This window comes from Pseudomonas sp. PP3 (assembly GCF_905336995.1).
Lineage (GTDB): Bacteria > Pseudomonadota > Gammaproteobacteria > Pseudomonadales > Pseudomonadaceae > Aquipseudomonas > Aquipseudomonas reinekei.
The window spans coordinates 3,363,120-3,387,368 of record NZ_HG995459.1 but is presented as its reverse complement, the minus strand read 5'-3'; the positions used below and the strand labels follow the sequence as shown (position 1 = coordinate 3,387,368).

Sequence of the window (24,249 nt, the reverse complement as noted above, 5' to 3'; positions counted from 1 at the left end):
TCACTCTATCGATACCGGGCGTTCCCGGCCTTTGTCATGGATTACGAGCGTTTTATGTGGCTGGCGAGTTTTTTTGGTGTGGTCATGGGCTTGGTGTTGGGTTTGACCGGTGCCGGCGGCGGCATTCTTGCCGTGCCGGCGCTGGTGCTTGGCCTTGGCTGGAGCATGACCACGGCGGCGCCCGTCGCATTGTTTGCGGTGGGCAGCGCGGCACTGGTGGGGGCCATCGACGGTTTGCGGCATGGTCTGGTGCGCTATCGCGCGGCACTCTTGATTGCGGCGCTCGGCGCGGTGTTTTCGCCGGTGGGCATCTACTTTGCCCATCAGTTGCCGGAAAAAATCCTGATGATCCTGTTCAGCCTGCTGATGGTCATGGTGGCCGCGCGGATGCTGCGTCGTGAGCGCAAGGACGAGGGGCCGAGCGACCATGGCCATGCCAACTGGGGTCAGAAAAACTGCATGCTCGATCAACAGACCGGGCGTTTTTCCTGGACCGCCAAATGCACCGCGACCCTGGCGGCCCTCGGTGCAGTCACCGGGGTGGTTTCGGGATTGCTGGGTGTCGGTGGCGGCTTTCTGATCGTCCCGGCCTTCAAACAACTGACCGACGTGCAGATGCGCGGGATCGTCGCGACGTCGCTGATGGTGATCAGCCTGATCTCGGCCATCGGAGTGATCGGCGCATTCCATGCCGGGGTGAGCATCGATGGTTTGGGCATCGCGTTCATCGTGTCGAGCATTGTCGGCATGATCATCGGCCGCAAGCTGTGTGCGCAGGTGCCGGCGCGGGCGCTGCAGGTGGGGTTTGCCAGCATTTGTCTGGTGGTCGCCCTCTACATGCTTACGCGCGCCTTATAACGCGCGATATTGCAGGCTGAAACCCAGTTCAGCGCTTTGCCCCTGTTCGAGCAAACGCAACCCGGGCCGACCGGGCAGGTGGTGCGCGTTGACCGGGTGGCTCACCGGTTCAATGCAGAAGAACCCCAGGTCAACCGGGCAGTAGAGCAGGTAGTAATCACTGCCGCTGGCCTGGCACTGCAGTTCATAACCGAGGTCGGGTTGCTGGACCAGGCAGTGGCCATCCCATTCGCAGAAGCCATTGTCGACCAGTGTTTCGGGCAATCCCTTGAGTTGCTGGAAATCCCAGTGCGCGGGGACTTCGTCGAGGTGAGTCGGCAGTTTTGCCGAATCGCAAAACCACACCTGACGGGCGGGCGCCTGCAATCGGGTGTTGGCGGTACGCGGTAGATACGGATGCAGCCCCAGGCCATGCCAGGCCGGCTGTTCGGCCAGGTGCGTAACGCTCAGTTCGATGCTCAGCTTGCCTTCGCTCAGATGGAACCGTTGACGGGCGCAATAGGCAAAGGGGCAGGCGCTGTCGAGTTGCAGGATCACTTCATCCGGGGTCGTCGACACCACTTGCCAGGGTTGCTGCCAGGCGCTGCCATGAATCGGCAGCGGATCGGTGACGCTGTTGGGCGACAGGGCCAGCCAGCCATCGGGACAGTCGAAACCGCCTTGGGCAATCCGGTTGGACCACGGCGCCAAAGGGAAGCAACCGAGCTTGCCCGGTAAACCTGTGTTGAGGGCGTGGGTGTCGGCGTGACGCAACAACGGCTGACCGGTGCTGCGCACCACCCAATTGACGATGCTGCCGCCGAGTTCGGGGGCGAGGGTGAGGCGGGTGAATTCGTCTTCGAGTTCGAGCAATGTCATTTGATTGGCTCAATGGGGGCTTTTGTGGCGAGGGAGCTTGCTCCCGCTCGACTGCGCAGCAGTCGTGAATCCTGACGGCACGGTGTACCTGAAGGATTACAGGGGCCGCTACGCGCCCCAGCGGGAGCAAGCTCCCTCGCCACAGGGAGTTTGCCGGTCTTCTTTACAACACCAAATGCGGCAACCACAGCGACAAGGCCGGAATGTAGGTCACGGCCAGCAACACCAGGAACAGCACGCCGTAGAACGGCAGCAGCGCCTTCACGGTCTTTTCGATACTGACTTTACCCACGGCCGACCCCACAAAGAGTACCGCGCCCACCGGTGGTGTGATCAAACCGATCCCCAGGTTCACCAGCATGATCATGCCGAACTGCACCGGGTCCACACCAATGCCCAGAATCACCGGCATCAGAATCGGTGTCAGGATCAGGATCAGCGGCGCCATGTCCATCACGGTGCCGAGCAACAGCAGCATGACGTTGATGCACATCAGGATCACGTAACGGTTGTCCGACAGGGTCAGGAACATCGTGGTGATCTTCGCCGGAATCTGCATCAGCGTCATGATGTAGCCGAAGCTTGCAGCAAAGCCGATGAGGATCATCACAATCGAAATCGTGCGCACCGTGCGGTGCATCAGTTTCGGCAGTTCGCTCCACTTGTAGTCGCGGTAGATGAACATGGTCACGAAGAACGACCACAACACCGCAATCGCCGCAGACTCAGTGGCAGTGAAAATACCGGACAGGATGCCGCCGAGAATGATGACCATCGCCATCAGGCCCCACAGCGCTTCGCCGCAGATCTTCAGCGCTTCGCGCATCGGAATGACTTCACCTTTGGGGTAGTCACGCTTCTTGGCGAAGATCAGGCACAGCACCATCAGGCACGCGCTCATCAGCAACCCCGGCACCACGCCGGCCATGAACAGCGAGGCAATCGACACCGTGCCGCCTGCGGCCAGCGAGTAGAGCACCGAGTTGTGACTTGGCGGGGTGAGCAGGGCTTGTACCGAGCCGCTGACGGTCACCGCCGTGGCGAATTCACGCGGATAACCGCGACGCTCCATTTCAGGAATCAGCACCGAACCGACCGATGCGGTATCCGCCACCGAAGAACCGGAGATCGCACCGAAGAAGGTCGAGGCCATGATGTTGACCAGTGACAAGCCGCCGCGCACGAAACCCACCAGCACACCGGCAAACGCCACCAGCCTGCGGGACATGCCGCCCTCGGCCATGATCGCACCGGCCAGCACGAAAAACGGAATCGCCAGCAGGGAGAACTTGTTCACGCCCCCGGCCACTTGAATCATCAGCGCCTGGAACGGAATGTCGATCCAGAACGCGCCGATCAGCGCAGAAAGCCCCAGTGCGTAGGCGACTGGCATGCCGATCAGGATCAACGCGATAAAGCTGCCCAACAGAATAAAAGCGTCCATTCAGGCAGCCCCTTCGTTTTCTTCAACAATGTCGAAACGCACAACCCGACGATTGCTCTGGTCACCGAACAAGAGTTTTTCCAGAACAAAAATCAGCGTCAGCACGCCACCCACCGGAATCGGCATGTAGGTAATGCCTACGCGCAGGGTCGGCAGGGCACTCATGAACTGGTTCCAGGTCGACAGGCACAGCTTGGTGCCCCAGATCGCCATGAACAGGCTGATGGTCGCCATCAGCAATTGTGCAAACACACTCATGATCTTTCGCACATTCGGCGACATGCGATCGGTGAGCATCGCCACGGCCATGTGCGAGCCGGAGCGATAGCTGGCTGCCGCGCCGATGAAAGTGAAGACCATCATCAACAGAATGGCGGTGGGCTCGGGCCAACTGGAGCCGGTGCCGAGCACATAACGGGCAAACACGCCCCAGGGAATGATCAGCGCAATGGCCAGCACGGAGAGCCCGGCGACCCAGATACAGGTCATGTAGAGCTTGTCATTGAAACGTAGCAGCAGATTCTTCATCGGGTTCCACCGTAACCGGGCGCGCACTGACCGATACCCATGTCAGTGGCGCCGGGCCTTTCTTGAATGCAGGGAGTGTTACTGAACGGCTTCGATGCGTTTGATCAGGTCGGCATAAGGCGCGCCGTATTTCTCGCGGATCGAGGCGGTTGCTTCATAGAAAGGTTTTTTGTCGACGGTGATGAACTCCACACCGGCAGCCTTGAGTTTTTCTTCACTGCTGGCCGATTTTGCATCCCACAGGGTACGTTCCTGGGCCTGGGCGGCCTTGGCGGCTTTTTTCACCAGGGTTTGCTGATCGGGCGTGAGTTTTTCCCAGGTGATTTTCGACATCACGATCGGCTCAGGCAGGATCAGGTGGCCGGTCAGGCTGTAGTACTTGGCGTTCTGGTAGTGGTTGTGTTCCAGCAGGGTTGGCGGGTTGTTTTCCGCACCGTCGATCACCCCGGTCTGCAAGGCACTGAAGATTTCGCCGGTGTCCATCGCGATGCCGTTACCGCCCATGGCGTTAATGGTATCGATGAACATCGGGTTGCCTTGCACACGGATTTTCATGCCTTTGAGGTCTGCCAGCGTGCGTACCGGTTTCTTGGTGTAGATGTTGCGGGTACCACCATCCATCCAAGCCAGGGCGACCAGATTGAATTCGGAATTGGTGATTTTGTCGAGGATCTCGTCGCCGACTTCACCGTCGATGACCTTGCGCATGTGCGCCTGGTCACGGAACACGAATGGCATGTTGAACACGTTCACGTCCGGTACCACCGGACCGACGATGCCAAGGCTGACCCGGGCCATCTGGATAGCGCCGACCTGGGCCTGTTCGATTACTTCTTTTTCCGAGCCGAGTACACCGCCGGCGAACATCTTGAAGGTCAGTTTCCCGTCGCTGTCGGCTACCAGGGTTTTACCCAGTTGCTCTTCAGCCACGACGGTCGGGTAACCGGCGGGATGGATGTCGGCGAATTTGATTTCCAGCGCATGGGCGGCGCTGCTGAGGGAGAAGGCGAGCGGGAGTGCAGCGGCGAGCAAGGTACGTTTGAAGTCCATTGGGGGTGTCTCCGGTTTTGTTGTTTTTTTTATTCAAGGCACAGCGATGCAACAGAAACGATCAGCTTTTGAATCCGGTGGGCGAAGGGGTGAACTGGGGTTCGGGCAAGCCTTTGACGCCGGCGTCGAGGGCGAATACACCGCCGGCGAGCGACTGTTCGTCATGGTCGTCACCCGGGCGGATCGACGTCACGAACAGCGTGTCCAGTCGACTGCCGCCAAAGGCGCACATGGTCGGTTTTTTCACTGGCACGGCGAGTGAGCGATCGAGCCGGCCGTCAGGGGTAAAACGATGGATCAACCCGGCGTCGTTGGCACAAATCCAGTAGCAGCCGTCGGCATCCACCGCCGCGCCGTCGGGACGCCCGCAGAAGTGGTTCATGTCGACGAACACGCGACGGTTGGATGGCGTGCCGTTGGCAGTGTCGTAGTCGAAGGCCCAGATCAGCTGCACATTGGGGTGCGAGTCCGACAGGTACATGGTCTTGCCGTCGGGGCTGAAACCCAGGCCATTGGGCACGATGAAACCGTTCAGTTGTGCTTCGACTGGCCCGCGTTGCCCGGCGCTGTAGCGATAGAGCGTGCCTTCGGCGGCATTGGCGCCCATGTTGAGCACCATGCTGCCGGCCCAGAAACGCCCCTGACGGTCACAGCGACCATCGTTGAGGCGCATGTCCTGGCGGCTGTGTTCGACCTCGGCGAGCACTTCAACATCAAGGCTGCCGTCGTTGTGGGTATCTAAGTGGAAGAACCCGCTTTCCATGCCGGCAACCCAGCCACCCTGGCTGTGCCGGGCGATGCACGCGAGCATTTGCGGCGTCTTCCAGGCGTCGACATGCCCGGTGTTGGCGCTCCAGCGTTGCAGGCCCCCTGCAGGAATATCGACCCAGTACAGGGCATTTTCCTCGGGGACCCAAACCGGGCTTTCACCGACCGTGTTACGGGCATCGACAATCAATTCGGCTTGCATGGCAACTCATTCCCTTGGTTTTTGTTGTGGGATCAAGTGGTAAGCGTTCTGGCTTCAGTCACCGAACGGGCCGGCTGCGCAAAAAGCACCGCCCTGATACACCCGCGCCGGATCATCAGCGGCCGGCATCGGCTGGGCTTCGACTTTTTCGCGGAACACTTCTGAGGTGTCCTGCGGTACATAACCCAGGTTGGCGGCGTAACGGTTGTCCCACCAGATGTCCTTGTTGTCGGACATGCCGTAGACCACGGTGTGGCCGACATTCGGGGTGTACAGCGCGCGTTCGAGCAATTGGGTCAGGTCGCCGAAGCTCAACCAGGTGCTCATCATCCGGCGGTTTTGCGGCTCCGGGAACGACGAGCCGATGCGCACGCTGACGGTCTCGATGCCATAGCGATCGAAGTAGAACGTGGCCATGTCTTCGCCGTAGGACTTGGACAAGCCGTAGTAACTGTCGGGACGACGAGGGGAGTGGGCGTCGATGACTTCGTCTTGCTTGTAGAAGCCAATGACGTGGTTGGAGCTGGCGAAGATCACGCGCTTGACGCCATGCCGGCGTGCCGCTTCGTAGATGTGGAACACGCCGCAGATGTTGGCGCCGAGGATCTGTTCGAACGAGTGCTCGGTGGACACGCCGCCGAAGTGCAGGATGGCGTCCACGCCTTCGACCAGTTGATGCACGGCCTGCTTGTCGGCAAGATCACACAGTACGACTTCTTCACGGTCATCGATGGCCGGTGCGATGTCGGCGATGTCCGACAGGCGAATGACGTTGGCATACGGGCGCAGGCTTTCGCGCAAGACTTTGCCCAGGCCACCGGCGGCGCCGGTCAGCAGCAGGCGGTTGAAGGGCGTTTGGGCGGTTGCAGTGGTCGTCATGGGAATCCCTGGACAAGCGGTTGTTGTTATTGGTTCGTTGTAGGTTGTCGTACGACTATGTCGGAGTATCGTTAGGCTTTCCGTATCTTGTCAACGCGACTTTGGTGGAAGTTGACGGAGGGTCATCCGGCATCCATTGATCCTGTGGCGAGAGAGCTTGCTCCCGTTCGGCTGCAGAGCAGTGGTCAATGCAGACATATCGGTTTTTTGGACGTGTGCAGGGGGCCGCTACGCGACCCAGCGGGAGCAAGCTCTCTCGCCACAGTGTTTCTGTGCCTGCAACAAATCTTCCTTACAGCAACGAAATCGGATAGCTGATGAACAACCGGTTCTCGTCAAACTCGTTGGTGCTGAAGTTCTTGCGGATGCTCGCGTTGCGCCATTTGACGTTGAGGTTCTTCAGCGGCCCGCTCTGCACGGTGTAGGCCAGTTCCGATTCGCGGCCCCATTCCTTGCCGTCGGTGATGGTGCCGGTGTGCACGTTGTCACCGCTGATGTAGCGGTTCATCAGGGTCAGGCCCGGAACGCCCAGGGCGACGAAGTTGTAGTCGTGGCGCACCTGCCAGGATTTTTCCTTGGCGTTGTCGTAGCTCGAGTTGTAGCTGTCGTTGGCCAGGGTGCCGCCGCTGGTGCCGTTGACGCGCATCCAGACATCGTCGCCGCTGAGTTTCTGCAAGCCGACGTAGAACGTGTTGCCGCCGTATTTGGCCGAGAGCAGGGCGAACGCGGTTTTGTTGTCGAGATCGCCGGCCAGGGCGCTGCCGTCTTCCTTGCCGATGAAGTAGCCGAGGTTGGCGCCGAGGGTCCAGTCACCGATGGGCTGGCTGTGGCTCAGGTTGAAATACTGCTGTTGGTAGATGTCGCTGAGTTCGGCGTACCACACACCGACCTGGGTGCGCTTCTCGTTGAACGCATATTCACCGCCGCCGAAGTTGAAACGGTCAGAGCTGAAAGCTGCTGATTTACCGTTCATGAACATGTCTTCCATGCTCGCATCGTTGCGCGGACTGTTCTGGCGGAACTGGCCACCGTAAAGGGTCAGGCCGCTGATCTCGGTGGACGTCACCTGGCCGCCCTGGAAGGTTTGCGGCAGCGAGCGACCGTCGTCGGAGCGCAGGATCGGCAGCACCGGCATCCACTCGCCGACTTTCAATTCGGTTTTCGAAATCTTGCCTTTGAGCGCGACACCCAGGCGCCCGAAGTTGTCAGCAGGGCGGCCGTCACTGTGGACAGGAAGCAGTTGCGTACCAGCGGTGCCTTTACCGCCGTCGAGTTTTTGCGAATACAGGCCCAGCACGTCTATACCGAAACCGACCGGGCCTTGGGTGAAACCGGATTTCGCATCGAGGATGAAGCTCTGCGTCCACTCTTCAGCCTTGCCTTGGGGGTAGGCAGGGTTGGTGTAGTTGCGATTGAAGTAGGCGTTGCGCAGGTTCAGCGTGGCTTTGGCGTCATCGGTAAAGCCTTCGGCCTGGCTGGTCATGGGCAGGGCGAGGGCCAGGCCGCTGCAACCGATCAGGCTGAGGGCGTGGCGACGGGCGAAGGTTGGGCGTGAACTGCGGATGGACGAATTGCGGGCGTGTTTGCTCACTGTGACGCTCCCTGGCTTTTTGTTTTTATTGTTTGTCATACGTCGTCGTACAACATTGGCGGCGATTATTTACGGGTCGTTTCAGTGTTGTCAATCGGAAGTTATACGATGACTCGCGAAGGCGACGAGGGGTGTAAATGTTTGGTTTTCCCCTGTCGCCCCGAGCTAGAGCGGGTGCTAGTCTTGTTTAACGCTGTTGTCAGGGAGCCCTCATGGGCAATCACAAGATCGAGATTCGTCGCAGTAACGTCGAAAAAATCCTGCTGGGGGCCGAAAAGGTCTTCGCCGAAAAAGGTTTCGGCAGCACCGCCATGGCCGATATCGCCGCCGAAGTGCAACTGCCGCGCTCCAACCTGCATTACTACTTCAGCACCAAGACCGAGCTTTATAGCGCGGTGTTGTTCGACCTGCTGGAAGTCTGGAAGCAGGACGCGCTGTGCTTCGAGATGTTCGACGACCCCCGCGTGGTGCTCAGCAGTTACATCCGCGCGAAGATGAACCACTCTCGCAGCCGACCCTACGGTTCGAAAGTCTGGGCCAACGAAATCATCCACGGCGCGCCGACCTTGGGCGAAGCGCTGGACGTGAGCCTGTATGACTGGGCCAAGATGAAAGAAGCGAAAATCCGCCAGTGGGTGGACGATAAGCGCATCCTCCCGGTGGAGCCTTCAAGCCTGCTGTACATGATCTGGGCCTCGACCCAGCACTACGCCGACTTCGATCACCAGGTGAACATTCTCAATGATCATCAGGCGCTGTCGGACATGCAGTTCGAGCGGGCGATACAGACAGTGACCAGTGTGATTTTGCGGGGGATCGGGTTGGAACCATAAAATTTCTGGAGTGTGTTCGGCAGCCATCGCTGGCAAGCCAGCTCCCACAGGGGTTTCTGGTGTACACAACATTTGCGTACGACACATACCACTGTGGCAGCGGGCTTGCCCGCGAAGGCGTCGTCTCAGACGCTGAAAACCTCAAGGACTGACGTGGTACGGATTCCTCGGGTCATGGTTCCAGTCCAGGAACGGCTTGCCGCTGTCCACGGGCACCATCTCGATGCAATCCTGCACCGGGCAGGTGATCTGGCACAGATTGCAGCCCACACATTCCTCATCGATCACTTCATAGCGGTGGGTGCCATCGGCTTTTTTCAGGCTGGCCACGGCCTGGTGCGAAGTGTCTTCGCAGGCAATATGGCAACGACCGCAACCGATACAGGCCTCCTGGTCGATTTTGGCGATCACCTGATAGTTGATGTCCAGGTACTTCCAGTCAGTGGTATTGCCCACCGCACGCCCGGAAAATTCTGAAATGCGGCTGTAGCCCTGACTGTCCATCCAGCGCGACAGCCCGTCCTTCATCTCCTCGACAATCCGGAAACCGTGCAGCATCGCCGCCGTGCACACCTGCACCGAGCCGCACCCCAACGCCATGAACTCCGCCGCATCGCGCCAGTTGCCGATGCCGCCAATGCCACTGATTGGCAGGCCATGGGTCTGCGGGTCGCGGGCGATTTCGGCGACCATGTTCAAGGCAATCGGCTTGACCGCCGACCCGCAATAACCGCCGTGGGTGCTCTGGCTGCCGACCATGGGGTTGGCGACCATGCGCTCCAGATTGACGCTGGTGATCGAGTTGATGGTGTTGATCAACGACACCGCATCGGCGCCGCCACGGTGTGCCGCGCGGGCAGCGACGCGAATGTCGGTGATGTTCGGTGTGAGCTTGACGATCACCGGCAGCGAGCAATAGGTCTTGCACCAGCGGGTGACCTGTTCGACGTATTCCGGCACCTGGCCGACCGCCGCGCCCATGCCGCGTTCCGGCATGCCGTGGGGGCAACCGAAGTTCAGTTCGATACCGTCGGCGCCCGTGGCTTCCACCAACGGCAGGATGTGTTTCCACGATTCTTCGACGCAAGGCACCATCAACGACACGATCAGCGTGCGGTCCGGCCAGTCCTTTTTCACCTGGGTGATTTCCCGCAGGTTGATCTCCAACGAGCGGTCGGTGATCAGTTCGATGTTGTTGAATCCCAGGACCTCCCTGTTAGCCCCGAAGTGTGCCGAGTAACGCGACGAGACGTTCACCGCCGCCGGGTCTTCTCCCAGGGTTTTCCAGACCACGCCGCCCCAGCCCGCCTCGAAGGCGCGCACCACGTTGTACGCCTTGTCGGTCGGCGGCGCGGAGGCCAGCCAGAACGGATTGGGTGACTTGATGCCAGCGAAGACAATCGACAGATCGGCCATTTATGCAGCCTCCACGTTGAGCATCAGTTGAGCGTTGATCGCCTCGGCGGCGCGCTTGCCGTGTTGCACCGCTTGCACGGTCAGGTCTTGATCGAGGCTGGTGCAATCGCCACCGGCATACACACCCGCAATGCTGGTGCGCAGGTTTTCATCCACTTCAATGCGCTCGCCCTGACGCTTGAGTTCACGGGCCAGCGGGTCGGAGAGGGCATTGCTGTCGAAGGCCTGGCCGATGGCTTTGAAGATCGCGTCGGCGGCCAGTTCGAAGGTCTCGCCGGTGGTTTGCAGGCGACCTTCGACCAAATGGGTACGGGCGAACCGCATGCCGCGCACCCGGCCGTTGTCGTCCAGCAGCACGGTGTCCGGTTGCGCCCAGGTCAACAGACGCACCTGATTGGCTTTGGCGATGTCCTGTTCGTGGTGGGTGGCGCCCATGTCTTCGACGCCACGGCGGTACACGAGGTTGACATCGCGAGCGCCGAGGCGAGCCATTTGCACGGCCATGTCGATGGCGGTGTTGCCCGCGCCGAGGACGATGCAATGGTCGGCCAGCGGCAGTTGCGTCAAGTCATCGGCCTGGCGCAATTCGCGGATGTAATCGGTGGCGGCCAGAAGCCCCGGTGCGTCCTCGTGCGCTACCCCCAGTTGCTTGCTTGCCGCCAGACCGAGGCCGAGAAACACGGCGTCGAACTGTTGATGCAGCTCGCTCAGGCTCAGGTTCTCACCGAGTTTTTGTCCGTGACGGATCTCAATGCCGCCGATTTGCAGGAGAAAATCGAGTTCCCTTTGTGCGTAGTCATCCACCAGTTTGTACTTGGCGATCCCGTATTCGTTAAGTCCGCCAGCCTTTTCCCTGGCCTCGAAAATCACCACGTCATGTCCGTGCATGGCACTGCGGTGGGCGCAGGACAATCCGGCCGGACCGGCACCGACCACGGCAATACGCTTGCCGGTAGCGGCGGCGCGGGGGAACGGGTGCTGGCTGAAGTGTGCGTTGTCCACGGCATAGCGCTGCAGCAGGCCGATCAACACTGGCGCGCACTCTTGGGCGTTGTTGCGTACGCAGGCTTGCTGGCAGAGGATTTCCGTCGGGCAGACCCGCGCGCAGCTGCCGCCGAGGATGTTGGCCGACAGGATTTTTTGCGCTGCACCCTGCACGTTGTCCTGATGGATATTGCGGATGAACGAGGGAATATCGATCTCGCTCGGGCAGGCGTTCACGCACGGCGCGTCGTAGCAATACAGACAGCGCGAGGCTTCGAGGTGCGCCTGGCGATCATTGAGCGGCGGCGCCAGGTCGGTGAAATGACCGGCGAGGGCGGCCGCGTTCTCAGCGGGATGCGGGAGATGGTCCAGGGTCTTGATCACGGTTTTGGCCTCACGGTAATTGGAGGTGCTGCCTCTGTCGGGCATGTTTTTTTGTCGGCGGTGATGAAGCCATCGCTGGCAAGCCAGCTCCCACAGGTTTTGTAGATGCCTGAGGTCCCTGTAGGAGCTGGCTTGCCAGCGATAGGCCGAAGGCCGCTATCCGCGTTTCACAGCAATAGGCTGATTCAACTCCGCCCGCTTGCTCAGCAAATCAAACACCGCCGGATACGCCGGCCGTTCGATATAGCGCCCGGCACCCCGTTCGGCCCGCAGGTCGCCATCGGCCCAGACCACGCGTCCCTGGCTGATGGTGTGGCTCGGCACGCCGCGCACGGTCTTGCCTTCGAAGATGTTGAAGTCGACCTGCTGGTGATGGGTCTTGGCGGAAATGGTCCGGGTGCCTTGCGGGTCCCACAGCACCAGGTCGGCATCGGCGCCAACGCGGATCGCGCCTTTGCGCGGGTAGAGGTTGAAGATCTTCGCCGTGTTGGTGGAGGTGAGGGCGACGAATTGCTGCATCGAAAAACGCCCGGTGTTCACGCCTTCATCCCATAGCACCGCCATACGGTCTTCGATACCGGCCGTGCCGTTGGGGATTTTGCTGAAGTCATCCTTGCCGGCGGCTTTTTGCTCGGCGCAAAAGCAGCAGTGGTCGGTGGCGGTGGTGTGCAGGTTGCCTGATTGCAGGCCATGCCAAAGCGCCTCCTGATGACCGCGCGGGCGGAACGGCGGGCTCATTACGTAGCCGGCAGCGGTCTGCCAGTCCGGGTGCTGATAGACGCTGTCGTCCAGCAGCAAGTGCCCGGCCAGCACTTCACCGTAGACCGGCTGGCCCTTGGCCCGGGCATAGGTGATTTCGTCGAGCGCTTCCTGGGTTGACACGTGCACCAGATACAGCGGCGTGCCGAGTGTTTCGGCAATGCGGATCGCCCGGCTCGCGGCTTCACCTTCCACCTGGGAGGGGCGCGACAACGGATGTGCCTCCGGCCCGGTCATGCCCTGGGCCATCAGTTTGCGTTGCAGGTGATAGACCAACTCGCCGTTTTCGGCATGGACGGTGGGCACGGCACCCAATTCCAGGCAACGCTCGAAACTCGCCACCAGGGTGTCATCGGCGGCCATGATCGCGTTCTTGTACGCCATGAAATGCTTGAAGCTGTTGACACCATGGTGGGCCACCAGCTCGGCCATTTCTTCGCGGACCTGTTCGCTCCACCAGGTAATCGCCACATGGAATCCGTAGTCGGACGCCGACTTCTCGGCCCAGCCACGCCACTGATGGAACGCCTCCATCAAAGACTGCTGCGGGTTGGGAATCACAAAGTCGATGATCGAAGTGGTGCCGCCGGCCAGTCCTGCCGCCGTGCCGCTGAAGAAGTCTTCGCTGGCCACCGTGCCCATGAAGGGCAGCTGCATGTGCGTGTGCGGATCGATGCCGCCGGGCATCAAGTACTGGCCGCTGCCGTCGAGTACTTCAGCGCCGGCGGGAATATCCAGGTTATCGCCGATGGCCTTGATCACGCCGTCTGCGCAAAACACATCGGCGCGATAACTTTCATCATGGGTAATAACGGTAGCGCCACGGATCAACAGAGACATTCCGAGTTCCTCGCAGGCAATGACCGGCTGATACCGGTTCTAGGTGTTTTATATACAGCGAGTGCCCACAGGGATATTCCTGTCAGCACTGTCAGGATTAAACGCTAGCTGCTGTTGATGGAATCAGCAAGAATATTTTTTATAAGCTTATTGCTGTTTTAACTAATTGATAAATAACGGATTAAAACGTAAATCACCAAAATGGTGAGGCCTCTCACCATTTTGACGCACTTGACAGGATCCAAATATGGTCAAGATTTCTTATGTGAAATCAGCTGTTTGAGATGGGTCTATGGTTGATGCGCGACTTTGAAAAAAATATCCGCGCACCAGATTGAGTCCTGACTGTTTGGACAACTTGCCTGGCATTCGGCCTGAGTGGCACGGCAAACAGTCCAGTCAGTTAATAAAACTGATAAACATCAGTTAGTTGCAAAGTGTTATGGAACTGCCCGATGCGCAAGCGGGGCACTCGGCACGTTTATTGATTCCGCCAGTCCCTGATGAGCAACAATAATCAAAAGAACAGTGGAGCGGCCATGCAACAGATCAGATCGCAAGTGACCGAGCGCGACGGCTTGTTTGAGCTTGAAGCCGGCAGCGATGTCCTCGACAGTCCCCGTTACAACCACGACATCGCACCGACCAAGGTGCGCGAACGAACCTGGAACAAATGGCACATCACCGCGCTGTGGGTCGGCATGGCGATTTGCGTGCCGACCTACACCCTCGGCGGCGTATTGACCGCGTACTTCGGACTGAGCGTCGGCGAAGCGCTGCTGGCGATTCTGTTCGCCAACATCATTGTGCTGATTCCACTGACGTTGAATGCCTTTCCGGGCACCAAGTACGGCATCCCGTTTCCGGTGTTGCTGCGTTCGTCCTTCGGCATCCTCGGGTCCAACATCCCGTGCCTGATCCGTGCGCTGGTGGCGTGTGGCTGGTTCGGCATCCAGACGATGTTCGGTGGCCTGGCGATTCACCTGTTCCTCGGTTCGGTGTTTGAAGGCTGGAAATCCCTGGGTGGCACCGGTGAAGTGATTGGCTTCATGGTGTTCTGGGCGCTGAACCTGTGGGTGGTGATTCGCGGTGCCGAGTCGATCAAATGGCTGGAGACGCTTTCTGCCCCGTTGCTGGTCGCCGTGGGCGTGGGGCTGCTGGTGTGGGCGATGCCGAACGTGTCGATGAGCGAGTTGCTGGCCATCCCGGCCAAGCGTCCGGAAGGCGCCGGCGTGGCGAGTTACTTCGCCGCCGGGCTGACAGCGATGGTCGGCTTCTGGGCCACGCTGTCATTGAACATCCCGGACTTCAGCCGCTACGCAAAAAGCCAGAAGGACCAGATTGTCGGGCAGATCATCGGTCTGCCGCTGACCATGTTCCTGTTTGCCTCACTTGGCGTGGTGATGACGGCGGCGTCGGTGAAACTGGTGGGGGTGACGGTGTCCGATCCGGTGACCCTGATCGGCCACATCCAGAGCCCGATGTGGGTCGCGCTGGCAATGGCGTTGATCATCATCGCCACCCTGTCGACCAACACCGCGGCCAACATCGTCTCGCCGACCAACGATTTCCAGAACATCGCGCCCAAGGTGATCAACCGCACCAACGCCGTGCTGCTCACCGGGCTGGTCGGCTTGGCCTTGATGGCCCATGAACTGTTGAAAAAGCTTGGCCTGATTGTCTCGGAGGTCAGCCTCGAATCCGTTTACTCCAACTGGTTGCTCGGCTATTCCAGTCTGCTTGGGCCGATCGCCGGGATCATGGTCGTGGACTATTTCCTGATCAGGAAACAGCAACTGGACCTCGCCGGCCTGTATCGCGATGACGTGTATCCGGCGTGGAACTGGAGCGGTTTCATCGCGTTCGGTGTGCCGGTGGTGCTGACGTTGTTGTCGCTGGGCAGCGATGCGTTCAGCTGGTTCTACAGCTATGGCTGGTTTACCGGCTCGGCGCTGGGCGGGTTGATTTATTACGGGTTGAGTGTGATGCGGCCTAGCCCGTCTGTTGCGAAATCTGCGGTGTGAGGGCGGCCGTCATCGCTGGCAAGCCAGCTCCCACAGGTTTCTCAAACGTTCACAAATCCTGTGGGAGCAGGCTTGTCCGCGATGACGGCCTCAAAATCACCGATGAATTGCCTGAAGAAATCCATAAGAACAGCCTGAGGAGATCACCATGAACGCGGCCGTAGACGTTCTGCAATCCACCCGTCAGCACATCAATCGCGATCGTTTGTGGCAATCGCTCATGGAGCTGGCCAAGCTCGGTGCGACGGTCAAGGGCGGGGTCTGTCGCCTGGCCCTGACTGATCTCGACCGCCAGGCCCGGGACATTTTCGTCAACTGGTGTGAGGAGGCGGGCTGCACCGTCAGCGTCGACGCCGTCGGCAATATTTTCGCCCGCCGTCCTGGCCGCAATCCGAACCTGCCACCGGTGATGACCGGCAGCCACATCGACACCCAACCCACCGGCGGCAAGTTCGACGGTTGTTTCGGCGTACTGGCCGGCGTCGAAGTGCTGCGCACGCTGAACGACATGAAGATAGAAACCGAGGCGCCGCTGGAAGTGGTGGTCTGGACCAACGAAGAGGGCTCGCGTTTCGCTCCGTGCATGATGGGCTCTGGCGTGTTCGCGGAAAAATTCACGCTTGAAGAAACCCTGGCCAAGGTCGACGCCGAGGGCGTGACAGTGGGCGAGGCGCTCAACGCCATTGGCTATGCGGGCGAACGCAAGGTCAGCGGGCACAAGGTCGGTGCCTACTTTGAAGCCCACATCGAGCAAGGCCCGATCCTTGAAGACGAACGCAAAACCATAGGCGTGGTGATGGGCGCCCTCGGGCAAAAATGGTTCGACCTGAAACTGCGCGGCGTCGAAGCCCACGCCGGCCCGACCCCGATGCACCTGCGCAAGGACGCCCTGGTTGGCGCCGCGGTGATCGTTGGCGCGGTCAATCGCGCCGCTCTCGGCCATCAACCCCACGCCTGCGGCACCGTCGGTTGCCTGCAAGCCTATCCCGGCTCACGCAATGTCATCCCCGGTGAAGTGCGCATGACCCTGGACTTCCGCCATCTGGAGCCGGCACGGCTGGACTCGATGATCGCCGAAGTCCGTGAAGTCATCGAAACCACCTGCGAAGAGCACGGCCTGACCTTCGAGCTCACGCCAACGGCGGACTTCCCGCCGCTGTATTTCGACAAGGGTTGCGTTGAAGCCGTGCGCGGCGCCGCGCAGGGCCTGGGCCTGTCGCACATGGACATCGTCAGCGGTGCCGGGCATGACGCGATCTTCCTCGCCGAACTCGGCCCGGCCGGCATGATCTTCGTGCCGTGCGAAGGCGGCATCAGCCACAACGAAATCGAAAACGCCGCACCGGATGATCTGGCTGCCGGGTGCGCGGTACTGTTGCGGGCGATGCTGGCGGCGTCGGCGACATTGGCTGCCTGAAAAAAAAAGATCGCAGCTTGCGGCCTCTGCGTTGCCGAAGGCTGCGATCTTTTGATCCTCAACCCACCGCGACACTCTCAAGACTTTCACTCACCACCAGATCCGCCTGATGAATCGGCTTGACCCGATGCCTGAGCATTGCGCCCTGACGTCGGTTCAGCACCGCGGTCATCTCGGCAAGGATCGACAGCGCCACGCTTTCCGGCGCATCGCCACCCAGGTCCAGACCCATTGGGTAATGCAGTGCTGACGCGCTTCGACCGAGGTCCGTCAGCAAACGCTCGGTACGCTCCTTGGGACCGAGCTGACCGATATAGGCGGGCGCGGCTTGTTGCACCTGGCTGAGCCAATGGCGGTCCTGGCGATAGCTGTGGGTCATCACCGCCACGGCGGCGCCATCGATCAGCGGGCACAGGTCGAACGGTTTATCGAGGCTGGCGAAGATCACGGCATCGGCCTGGGGAAACCGCTCCGGTCGGGCAAAGTGACTGCGACTGTCGATGACGCTGACATGCCAGTTCAGTAACTTGGCCATGCGCACCAGCGGTTGTGCGTCGTGGCCGGCACCGAAGATCACCAGCCGTGGCGGTGGCGCGATGTATTCGAAGAACACTTCGATTTCCCCACGGCTGTCGGTGTAGAGACGGATCGAGGATTTTTTCTGTTGCAGGGTCTTGTGCAGGTCGTTGCGCATCGCCTGGTTCAGTTGCGGGTTGCGCAGGGCATGGTCGGTGTCTGACAACAATCGGTCACCGACCCGCACCGAGGCATTGCGCGAAGTGGCAATCACCGTGGCCATGGCGGCGGGCTGTTGGTGGTCGTGCACGCGTCGCAGCAGGTCGATGGCCGGCGACGGGGTCCTTGCGCGCAGGCGTTCGAGCAGGACGAACACCGTGCCGTTGCAGCCGAGGCCAAAGGTCAGGGCGCTTTGCTCGTCGTCTTCGTCCTCGGTGGCGCCGGTACTGTAGCGGCGCACCACCGGCTCGCCGGCATCGGTCAGCCACCAGGCTTTTTTCGCCAGGTCCTGTTCCAGACAGCCGCCGCTGACGGTGCCGACGGTGCGGCCATGCAGGGGAATCAGCATGCGCGCACCGGGGCGGCGATAGGCCGAGCCTTCAACCTTGACTACGGTGGCGAGGATGGTTTCTTCGCCATCGAGAGCGGCAGTGTCGATGGCTTGCAAGAGTTCGTTGAGGCCGGACATGGAATCTACTCTCAAAGTTGATGAAGGCCCCTGTGGGCGCAAGCAGGCTTGCTCCCACAGGGGGCGCTCTAGATCAATCGTCTACGCTCATCAACTGCCGCACCCCATCCCACGCCTCGGCGCGCATCTGCTGCACATCCAGCCCCGGAATCACGCCGTCATCGACCACCACGCGACCGCCCACCAGGCTGTAGCGCACCGCAATCGGTTCGCCCGCCACCACGGGTGCCACGGCGATGTCGTGGAAGCCGAAGAAACGCGGGTGATCCAGGCCATAAATCACCAGATCCGCCGCCTGACCGATTTCCAGCGTACCGACCGAACCCAGCCCCAGCACCTGCGCACCACCGGCCGTGCCCCAGTGAATGACATCCTCGGCGGTGGTCGCCGAAGCGCCTTGCTCCGCGCGATGGATCAGCCACGCGGTGTTGGCTTCACCAACCATGCTCCCGGACTCGTTGGAGGCCACGCCGTCGACGCCCAGGGAGATCGGCACACCCGCCTCGAACATCTGCGGGATCGGCGCGACACCGCTACCCAAGCGCGCATTGCTCACCGGGCAGTGGGACACGCCGGTGCCGGTTTGCGCGAGCATGCGGATTTCACCGGGTTGCATATGCACCGCGTGAGCGAACCAGACGTCCGGGCCGAGCCATTCGTGTTCGGCGACGAATTCCACTGGCAGGCAGTTGTACTTTTCGCGGCAGAAGTTCACGTAGTTCTGCGTCTCGGACAAATGCGTGTGCAGGCGCAAGCCGAGGCCTCGGGCGGTGTGCGCCAGTTCCCGCAGCAGCGTCGGCGGCAGCGAGAACGTCGGTGTGGTGGGCGCCACCACCACCCGGCGCATCGCATCCGGGGTGTCCTGGTGATACCGCGACTTCAGGCGTTCGATATCGCCGACCATCTGATCCAGGGTTTCCGGCTGCAGCGCGGTTTTCGAAAACCCGGGATGGGCGCTGGCGGACTCCAGCGCACCGCCACGGCACAGCACAAAACGCAGGCCGAACTCATCGGCCATGTCGAACAGCAGGTCGCCCGTCTCGGTGGTGCCGTTGGCGTGGTAGAGGTAATGGTGATCGGCGCAGGTCGTCACCCCCGACAGCAGCAACTCGGCCATGCCCAGCCGCGCGGCGATGCGCGCCAGTTGCGGCGTGAACCGGTTGAGGCGCGGGTAGGGCACGCTGGCCAGCCAGCCTTGCAGGTCCTGATTCAAGCCTTCAGGCACGGCTTTGAGCAGGTTCTGGAACAGGTGATGGTGAGTGTTGATCCAGCCCGGATACACCACCGAGTGACGCGCATCGATCACCCGTTCGCCGGGTTGCGCTTCAAGGTTGGCAGCCATTTCGGCAACGCGGCCGTTGACGATCCGAATGTCCACGGCACCGGCCCGGGCACGGGGGCCGCGCAGGCCGGTCATCACCGCCACGGGGTTTTTGATCAGGATGTTTTGAACGTGAGTCATGGGCGGCTCCAGTCAGAGGCTGTGGGAAGCGGATTTGCTGGCGGCGGCATCAGGCACGCTGACACCGTTGAGAGCGGCGTTGAGCAACACCGACACCAGGCAGGCGATCACCACGCTGCTGTGCAGGAACGGCTGCGACCACTCAGGTAATTGCTTGAACAAGGCCGGTGCCAGCACCGGCACCAGGGCGGCGGCGATGGTGAAACCGACGATCAGCACGTTGTAGCGATTGCGCTCGTAGTCGACCTTGGACAGGGTCTGGATCCCCGCCGCCGCGACCACGCCGAACATGGCAATCCCGGCACCGCCGAGGGCGGCGGTCGGCATCGACGCGATGATCGCGCCGGCCTTGGGCACCAGGGCCACCGAGCACATCAACAAGCCGCTGACGGCCACCACCCAACGACTCCGCACCCCGGTGAGGATCACCAGGCCGACGTTTTCCATGAACGCAATGAACGGAAACGCAGCGAACATCCCGGCGATGGTGCTGGCCAGGCCATTGGCGCGCAGGCCGTTGATCACCTGTTTGTCTTCCACCGGTTTGTCGACGATGTCGCCGATGGCCACGAACAGCCCCATGGACTCGACCATCTGCACAATCATCACCACCACCATGGTGGCGATGGGGATCAGGCTGAAAGTCGGCAGGCCGAAATAGAACGGGTAGGGCACGGTCAGCCAGGGTGATTCCTGCACGCTGTGAAAACTGCCCATGCCCATCCCGTAAGCCACCCCGGCACCGACGAGCATGCCCACCAGCACCGCCATGTTGCGCAGCATGGGGCTGCCATAACGATTGACCAGCAGGATGGTCAGCAACACGACGGCTGCGACCGCGAGGTACGCCGGCGCGCCGAAATCCACGGCATGACGCCCGCCGCCGACCCACTCATAGGCAATCGGAAACAGCTGCAACCCAATCACGGTGACGATGCAACCGGTGACCACCGGCGGAAAGAAGCGTCGCAAACGCCCCACGAATGGCGCGGCGAGCATGGTGAAAATCCCCGCGCCGATCACCGCTCCGCAGACCCCGGCGAAGCCGACTTCCGGGTTGCTGCCGATGGCGATAACCGGCCCCACGCTGCTGAAGGCCACGCCCTGGAGAATCGGCAGTCGCACACCGAACTTCCAGAAACCGACGGTTTGCAGGATCGTGGCAATGCCGGAACAGAACAGCGTGGTGCTGATCAGCACTACGGTATCGGCCTGGGACATCTTCAAGGCGCTGGCGACAATCAACGGCACGGCGATGGCGCCGATGTAAGAGACGGCCATGTGTTGCAGACCGAGGGTGAGCATTTGTCGCACCGATAACACCTGGTCGACGGGATGGAGGGTGGAGACGGGTTTTGAAGGGGTAGTGGCTGACGACATGGGGAAACACCTCTAGCTGTTGTTATTCGGTAAAGAGGGGTATTCGTTCTGATGCCGAGGCACCACCGCCATGTAGGAGCCGGCTTGCTGGCGATAGCGGCCGACCAGCCAACATTGCTGTCCACTGGAAGTCCGCTATCGCTGGCAAGCCAGCTCCTACAGGTGTTGAGTGTTGCCCGATGCATCAGTCATTCATGTGCCCCGGAACCGCCATCCACCGGCTCCGATGCCTTGGTTCAGCCTGCCAGGCAGGCGGCGAAGCCCTGGTTCAACGCCGCGCGGTCCAGGTCGCGGCCAATGAATACGATCTTGCTGGAGCGCGGCTCGTTGCCCCACAAGGTTGAAGCGCGGAACTCGACGAGGCTGTGCACGCCCTGCAGCACATAGCGCTGATCCTGATCGGCGACCGCCAGCACACCTTTCATGCGATAGAGGTTGTCGGCCTGCTCGGTGCGCAACTGCGTGATCCAGCGGTGGAAGTCGCCCAGGTTGACCGCGCCGTCCACGGCGATGCCTACCGATGACACGCTCGGGTCGTGCTCATGGTCTGGTTCGTCGTGCGCGTGGTCATGTTGATCGCCGTGGTGATCGTGCTCGGCACCGATCTCCATGAGTTTTTGCGTGGACTCGAAGGCACCGATGCCGAGGATTTTCGACAGGTCGATCTCGGCGTAGCTAGACGTCACCAGGTCGGCGGTGGCGTTCAGGCCGCGGATCTTCTCGCTGAGGGACGCCACTTCGGCGGCGCTGACCAGGTCGACCTTGTTGATGACGATACGGTCGGCGCAGACAATCTGATCCACCGCCTGGTTGTCGACGCCGTCGAGTTGCAGGTCCTCCAGATGCTGGGCGATATGCTTGGCGTCGACCATGGTGACGATCGCGTCGAGTTCGACTTCATCGGCAATCGGGTCGTTGATGAAGAAGCTCTGGGCCACCGGGTACGGGTCAGCCAGGCCGCTGGTTTCGATCAGGATGTGATCGAGCCGCACCGGCCGCGCCACCAGTTCGCGGACAATGCGCACCAAGTCCTCGCGGACCTCGGCGGTGCAGCACACGCAGCCGTTGACCATCTCGTAGATTTCCTCGGTTTCGGAACTGAGCACCAGGTCGCCGTCGATGCCGACTTCACCGAATTCGTTCTCGATCACGGCGATTTTCCGGCCGTGGTTTTCCTTGAGGATGTAGTTGAGCAGCGTGGTTTTACCGGCGCCGAGGAAACCGGTGAGGATGGTGACCGGGATTTTGGTGTTGGGGGTTGGGGCGTTGAATGGGGTGTTCATGTGATGCTCCTTACCTGTGTTTTGTCGGAGTGCGATCAACTGTGGGAGCTAGCCTGCTAGCGATGGCGGTGTGTCATTCAACGGTATGGCGACTGGTCCACCGTAATCGCTAGCAGGCTAGCTCCCACAGGGTTTTGGGGGTTCTTGCCAGCGTCGTGCCGTCCCGGCATCGAGGCCGAACAGGTCGAGGACCCGGCCGAGGCTGTGATCGACCATTTGCGCCAGGTCTTGCGGGCGGGCGTAGAAGGCCGGGACGGGCGGGGCGATGATCCCGCCCATCTCGGTGACAGCGGTCATGTTGCGCAGGTGGGCGAGGGTCAGCGGGGTTTCCCGGGCCATCAGCACCAGGGTCCGACGTTCCTTGAGGGTGACGTCGGCGGCGCGGCCGATCAGCCCCGATGAAGTCCCGGTGGCGATTTCCGCCAGGGTGCGCATGGAACACGGGGCCACGACCATCCCCAGGCAGCGGAACGAACCGCTGGCGATCCCGGCGGCCACGTCGTCAGCGCGGTGGTAGTGGCTGGCCAGCGCGGTGACGTCGGCCAGTTTGTAGTCGGTTTCGTGGGCCATGGTCAGCAGTGCCGCGCGACTGATGATCAGGTGGCTTTCGATGTCCAGTTCGGCAAGCAATTGCAGCAGGCGCACGCCGTAGATGAACCCCGACGCACCGCTGATACCCACCACCATGCGCTGGCGATTCATGACGCCAGGCTCTTGAGCAGGTTGCGCGCGCGCGCCACCACCGCCGGATCCAGCTGCGCCTTGATACCGTCAAAACCTGAACCGCGCGTGGCGTCCAGGCCCATGCGCGAGGTGGTGCCATTGACCGAAGACGAAGGGTCCAGCGGGCTGCCGGGCAAGCCGTCGATGACAAAAATGTCCTGGTGCGGCTGGAAGTGCGTAGCCAACGCCCACAGCACCTGGCTGTCATCGCTGATGTCGATGTCGCTGTCCACCGCGATCACGCTTTTCAGGTACGGGTCCCAGCCGAGCAACGCCAGCATGATCTGCCGCGCCTCGCCGTCGCGGCTCTGGTCCAGCGCCACGTAGCAGTGAAAATGGGTGCCGGAATTCGGGTAGTGCACGGCAGTCACGGCGGGGAATCGAGCCTTGAGTTTCTCGCTCATCTCCGCTTCCCGGGGCAGCCGTGCGAGGGTCAGGTGCTCGGCGTAACGGCCGCCGACCACGTCCACCAGCCAGGCGTCCTTGCGCCGCATCAGGGTATCGACCCGCAGCACATTGTTGGTCGAGCGATCCGAGGAGTAACCGCTGAACTCCCCGAACGGGCCTTCCTCGGCGTAGGCCGCCGGGTCAATGGCGCCTTCCAGAACGTACTCCGCGTAAGCCGGCACGCCGATGCCATAACGTGGGGTTTTCACCAGCTCCAGTGGCGCGCCGAACAAGCCCCCGGCCACGGCGCGTTCATCGCTGCCGAAGGGCAAGCGCGCTGCGGCGGCCAGCATGAACAGCGGGTGCGCGCCGACCACCATGGCCACGCGTAATTCTTCGCCACGCTCGCGGGCGGTTTGCAGCATGCGCCACAGGTGACCACGGGAATGCAGGCTGGTGGCGAGGGTCTGGCGGGCATGGCGCATGGAGCGGTGATAGCTCATGTTGGCGATGCCAGTGACCGGGTCTTCGGCAATGATGATGGCGTTGGTGATGTAAGGGCCGCGGTCGCTGTCGAAATGCTTGAGCATCGGCAGCAGCGCCAGGTCCACGGCTTCGCCTTCGAAGATTTCGTCCAGCACCGGTCCGCTTTCCACATAGCGCGGGGCGATGGGGTTGTTGGCGCGTTTCTGGAAGGTCTCGTGCAACTGCGCCTGGTCGACGCCGAACATCCGTGCAATACGGGTGCGGGAGGCGAACAGGTTGGTGGCCACCGGCGCGCCGAAGTTGCCGACTTTTTCGCAGATCAACAAGGGATCGCGACCCTGGCTGGCCAGGGCATCGACCAGGGCGGTGACGTCCTGATCGGCTGAAAGACTGTGTTGGACAGTGAGCACATCGTCCGGGTATTGCCGGCGATAGGCGTCTATAAAATCGTGAAAATCCTGAGTATCGCCGAGCGTGGAGAGGGTCATG

The 24,249-nt window shown here is 61.1% G+C and carries 20 protein-coding genes; 4 read left to right on the top strand and 16 right to left on the bottom strand.

All coding sequences use genetic code 11. The annotated features are described in order from the left end of the window. The first annotated feature begins 54 nt into the window (after positions 1 to 54). A complete protein-coding gene (locus KHO07_RS15295; protein WP_212627640.1) occupies positions 55 to 858 on the top strand; it encodes a sulfite exporter TauE/SafE family protein in 804 nt (267 codons plus the stop codon). On the opposite strand, the gene KHO07_RS15290 is transcribed toward KHO07_RS15295, so the two are convergent. From KHO07_RS15290 to KHO07_RS15260, 7 genes are all read right to left on the bottom strand, one after another. Beyond that, on the bottom strand, positions 853 to 1,716 hold the full coding sequence (locus KHO07_RS15290) for an aldose 1-epimerase (RefSeq protein ID WP_212624754.1): 864 nt from the start codon (positions 1,714 to 1,716) through the stop codon (positions 853 to 855). The genes KHO07_RS15295 and KHO07_RS15290 overlap by 6 nt on opposite strands. Positions 1,717 to 1,879: 163 nt before the next feature. After that, the gene (locus KHO07_RS15285; protein WP_212624753.1) at positions 1,880 to 3,160 is read right to left on the bottom strand and encodes a TRAP transporter large permease; all 1,281 of its coding nucleotides are present in this window, start codon (positions 3,158 to 3,160) and stop codon (positions 1,880 to 1,882) included. Continuing rightward, positions 3,161 to 3,688, bottom strand: coding sequence for a TRAP transporter small permease (locus tag KHO07_RS15280; RefSeq protein WP_212624752.1), 528 nt, complete (start codon positions 3,686 to 3,688; stop codon positions 3,161 to 3,163). Positions 3,689 to 3,766: 78 nt separating this feature from the next. Beyond that, entirely contained in the window at positions 3,767 to 4,738 is a 972-nt protein-coding gene (locus KHO07_RS15275) for a TRAP transporter substrate-binding protein (protein WP_150732721.1), read from the bottom strand. Positions 4,739 to 4,799: 61 nt separating this feature from the next. Then, on the bottom strand, positions 4,800 to 5,708 hold the full coding sequence (locus KHO07_RS15270) for an SMP-30/gluconolactonase/LRE family protein (protein ID WP_212624751.1): 909 nt from the start codon (positions 5,706 to 5,708) through the stop codon (positions 4,800 to 4,802). Positions 5,709 to 5,762: 54 nt separating this feature from the next. Next, positions 5,763 to 6,587, bottom strand: a complete 825-nt coding sequence (locus tag KHO07_RS15265; protein ID WP_075944790.1) for an NAD(P)-dependent oxidoreductase — start codon at positions 6,585 to 6,587, stop codon at positions 5,763 to 5,765. Between the two features lie 292 nt (positions 6,588 to 6,879). Further along, a complete protein-coding gene (locus KHO07_RS15260; protein WP_212624750.1) occupies positions 6,880 to 8,178 on the bottom strand; it encodes an OprD family porin in 1,299 nt (432 codons plus the stop codon). A 212-nt stretch (positions 8,179 to 8,390) separates the two neighbouring features. On the opposite strand from KHO07_RS15260, the gene KHO07_RS15255 reads away from it, so the two are divergent. Continuing rightward, entirely contained in the window at positions 8,391 to 9,011 is a 621-nt protein-coding gene (locus KHO07_RS15255) for a TetR/AcrR family transcriptional regulator (RefSeq protein WP_212624749.1), read from the top strand. Positions 9,012 to 9,152: 141 nt separating this feature from the next. On the opposite strand, the gene preA is transcribed toward KHO07_RS15255, so the two are convergent. From preA to hydA, 3 genes are all read right to left on the bottom strand, one after another. Next, complete coding sequence (gene preA, locus KHO07_RS15250; RefSeq protein ID WP_212624748.1) at positions 9,153 to 10,427, bottom strand: NAD-dependent dihydropyrimidine dehydrogenase subunit PreA; 1,275 nt, start codon at positions 10,425 to 10,427, stop codon at positions 9,153 to 9,155. Next, positions 10,428 to 11,795, bottom strand: a complete 1,368-nt coding sequence (locus KHO07_RS15245) for an NAD(P)-dependent oxidoreductase (protein WP_212627639.1) — start codon at positions 11,793 to 11,795, stop codon at positions 10,428 to 10,430. It lies immediately after the preceding gene. 156 nt (positions 11,796 to 11,951) lie between these two features. Continuing rightward, positions 11,952 to 13,394, bottom strand: a complete 1,443-nt coding sequence (gene hydA, locus KHO07_RS15240; protein ID WP_212624747.1) for a dihydropyrimidinase — start codon at positions 13,392 to 13,394, stop codon at positions 11,952 to 11,954. A gap of 539 nt (positions 13,395 to 13,933) precedes the next feature. On the opposite strand from hydA, the gene KHO07_RS15235 reads away from it, so the two are divergent. Together KHO07_RS15235 and KHO07_RS15230 are read left to right on the top strand one after the other, a co-directional pair. Next, entirely contained in the window at positions 13,934 to 15,418 is a 1,485-nt protein-coding gene (locus KHO07_RS15235) for an NCS1 family nucleobase:cation symporter-1 (protein WP_150732728.1), read from the top strand. A gap of 148 nt (positions 15,419 to 15,566) precedes the next feature. Beyond that, positions 15,567 to 16,835, top strand: coding sequence for a Zn-dependent hydrolase (locus tag KHO07_RS15230; protein WP_212624746.1), 1,269 nt, complete (start codon positions 15,567 to 15,569; stop codon positions 16,833 to 16,835). Between the two features lie 58 nt (positions 16,836 to 16,893). Here the strand turns inward: KHO07_RS15230 and KHO07_RS15225 are convergent, their stop codons facing one another. The 6 genes from KHO07_RS15225 to KHO07_RS15200 all read right to left on the bottom strand — a co-directional run bounded on the left by KHO07_RS15225 (position 16,894) and on the right by KHO07_RS15200 (position 24,248). Then, positions 16,894 to 18,039 carry an XdhC/CoxI family protein gene (locus tag KHO07_RS15225; protein ID WP_212624745.1) on the bottom strand — a complete coding sequence of 382 codons (1,146 nt, stop codon included), beginning with the start codon at positions 18,037 to 18,039 and terminating at the stop codon, positions 16,894 to 16,896. A 73-nt stretch (positions 18,040 to 18,112) separates the two neighbouring features. Continuing rightward, positions 18,113 to 19,501, bottom strand: coding sequence for an amidohydrolase family protein (locus KHO07_RS15220; protein ID WP_150732731.1), 1,389 nt, complete (start codon positions 19,499 to 19,501; stop codon positions 18,113 to 18,115). Between the two features lie 12 nt (positions 19,502 to 19,513). After that, positions 19,514 to 20,881, bottom strand: coding sequence for a nucleobase:cation symporter-2 family protein (locus tag KHO07_RS15215; RefSeq protein WP_212624744.1), 1,368 nt, complete (start codon positions 20,879 to 20,881; stop codon positions 19,514 to 19,516). A gap of 236 nt (positions 20,882 to 21,117) precedes the next feature. Then, positions 21,118 to 22,164 carry a GTP-binding protein gene (locus KHO07_RS15210; RefSeq protein WP_212624743.1) on the bottom strand — a complete coding sequence of 349 codons (1,047 nt, stop codon included), beginning with the start codon at positions 22,162 to 22,164 and terminating at the stop codon, positions 21,118 to 21,120. Between the two features lie 117 nt (positions 22,165 to 22,281). Beyond that, a complete protein-coding gene (locus KHO07_RS15205) occupies positions 22,282 to 22,866 on the bottom strand; it encodes a UbiX family flavin prenyltransferase (protein WP_150732734.1) in 585 nt (194 codons plus the stop codon). Then, the gene (locus KHO07_RS15200) at positions 22,863 to 24,248 is read right to left on the bottom strand and encodes a UbiD family decarboxylase (protein WP_212624742.1); all 1,386 of its coding nucleotides are present in this window, start codon (positions 24,246 to 24,248) and stop codon (positions 22,863 to 22,865) included. The genes KHO07_RS15205 and KHO07_RS15200 overlap by 4 nt, the downstream gene beginning before the upstream one ends. Between the last annotated feature and the right edge of the window lies 1 nt (position 24,249).

Excerpts from the sequence above, each read along its gene's own strand:
- KHO07_RS15295 (WP_212627640.1), top strand. The coding sequence starts at position 55 with ATGTGGCTGGCGAGTTTTTTTGGTGTGGTCATGGGCTTGGTGTTGGGT.
- KHO07_RS15290 (WP_212624754.1), bottom strand. The coding sequence starts at position 1,716 with ATGACATTGCTCGAACTCGAAGACGAATTCACCCGCCTCACCCTCGCC.
- KHO07_RS15285 (WP_212624753.1), bottom strand. The coding sequence starts at position 3,160 with ATGGACGCTTTTATTCTGTTGGGCAGCTTTATCGCGTTGATCCTGATC.
- KHO07_RS15280 (WP_212624752.1), bottom strand. The coding sequence starts at position 3,688 with ATGAAGAATCTGCTGCTACGTTTCAATGACAAGCTCTACATGACCTGT.
- KHO07_RS15275 (WP_150732721.1), bottom strand. The coding sequence starts at position 4,738 with ATGGACTTCAAACGTACCTTGCTCGCCGCTGCACTCCCGCTCGCCTTC.
- KHO07_RS15270 (WP_212624751.1), bottom strand. The coding sequence starts at position 5,708 with ATGCAAGCCGAATTGATTGTCGATGCCCGTAACACGGTCGGTGAAAGC.
- KHO07_RS15265 (WP_075944790.1), bottom strand. The coding sequence starts at position 6,587 with ATGACGACCACTGCAACCGCCCAAACGCCCTTCAACCGCCTGCTGCTG.
- KHO07_RS15255 (WP_212624749.1), top strand. The coding sequence starts at position 8,391 with ATGGGCAATCACAAGATCGAGATTCGTCGCAGTAACGTCGAAAAAATC.
- preA (WP_212624748.1), bottom strand. The coding sequence starts at position 10,427 with ATGGCCGATCTGTCGATTGTCTTCGCTGGCATCAAGTCACCCAATCCG.
- hydA (WP_212624747.1), bottom strand. The coding sequence starts at position 13,394 with ATGTCTCTGTTGATCCGTGGCGCTACCGTTATTACCCATGATGAAAGT.
- KHO07_RS15235 (WP_150732728.1), top strand. The coding sequence starts at position 13,934 with ATGCAACAGATCAGATCGCAAGTGACCGAGCGCGACGGCTTGTTTGAG.
- KHO07_RS15230 (WP_212624746.1), top strand. The coding sequence starts at position 15,567 with ATGAACGCGGCCGTAGACGTTCTGCAATCCACCCGTCAGCACATCAAT.
- KHO07_RS15225 (WP_212624745.1), bottom strand. The coding sequence starts at position 18,039 with ATGTCCGGCCTCAACGAACTCTTGCAAGCCATCGACACTGCCGCTCTC.
- KHO07_RS15220 (WP_150732731.1), bottom strand. The coding sequence starts at position 19,501 with ATGACTCACGTTCAAAACATCCTGATCAAAAACCCCGTGGCGGTGATG.
- KHO07_RS15215 (WP_212624744.1), bottom strand. The coding sequence starts at position 20,881 with ATGTCGTCAGCCACTACCCCTTCAAAACCCGTCTCCACCCTCCATCCC.
- KHO07_RS15210 (WP_212624743.1), bottom strand. The coding sequence starts at position 22,164 with ATGAACACCCCATTCAACGCCCCAACCCCCAACACCAAAATCCCGGTC.
- KHO07_RS15205 (WP_150732734.1), bottom strand. The coding sequence starts at position 22,866 with ATGAATCGCCAGCGCATGGTGGTGGGTATCAGCGGTGCGTCGGGGTTC.
- KHO07_RS15200 (WP_212624742.1), bottom strand. The coding sequence starts at position 24,248 with ATGACCCTCTCCACGCTCGGCGATACTCAGGATTTTCACGATTTTATA.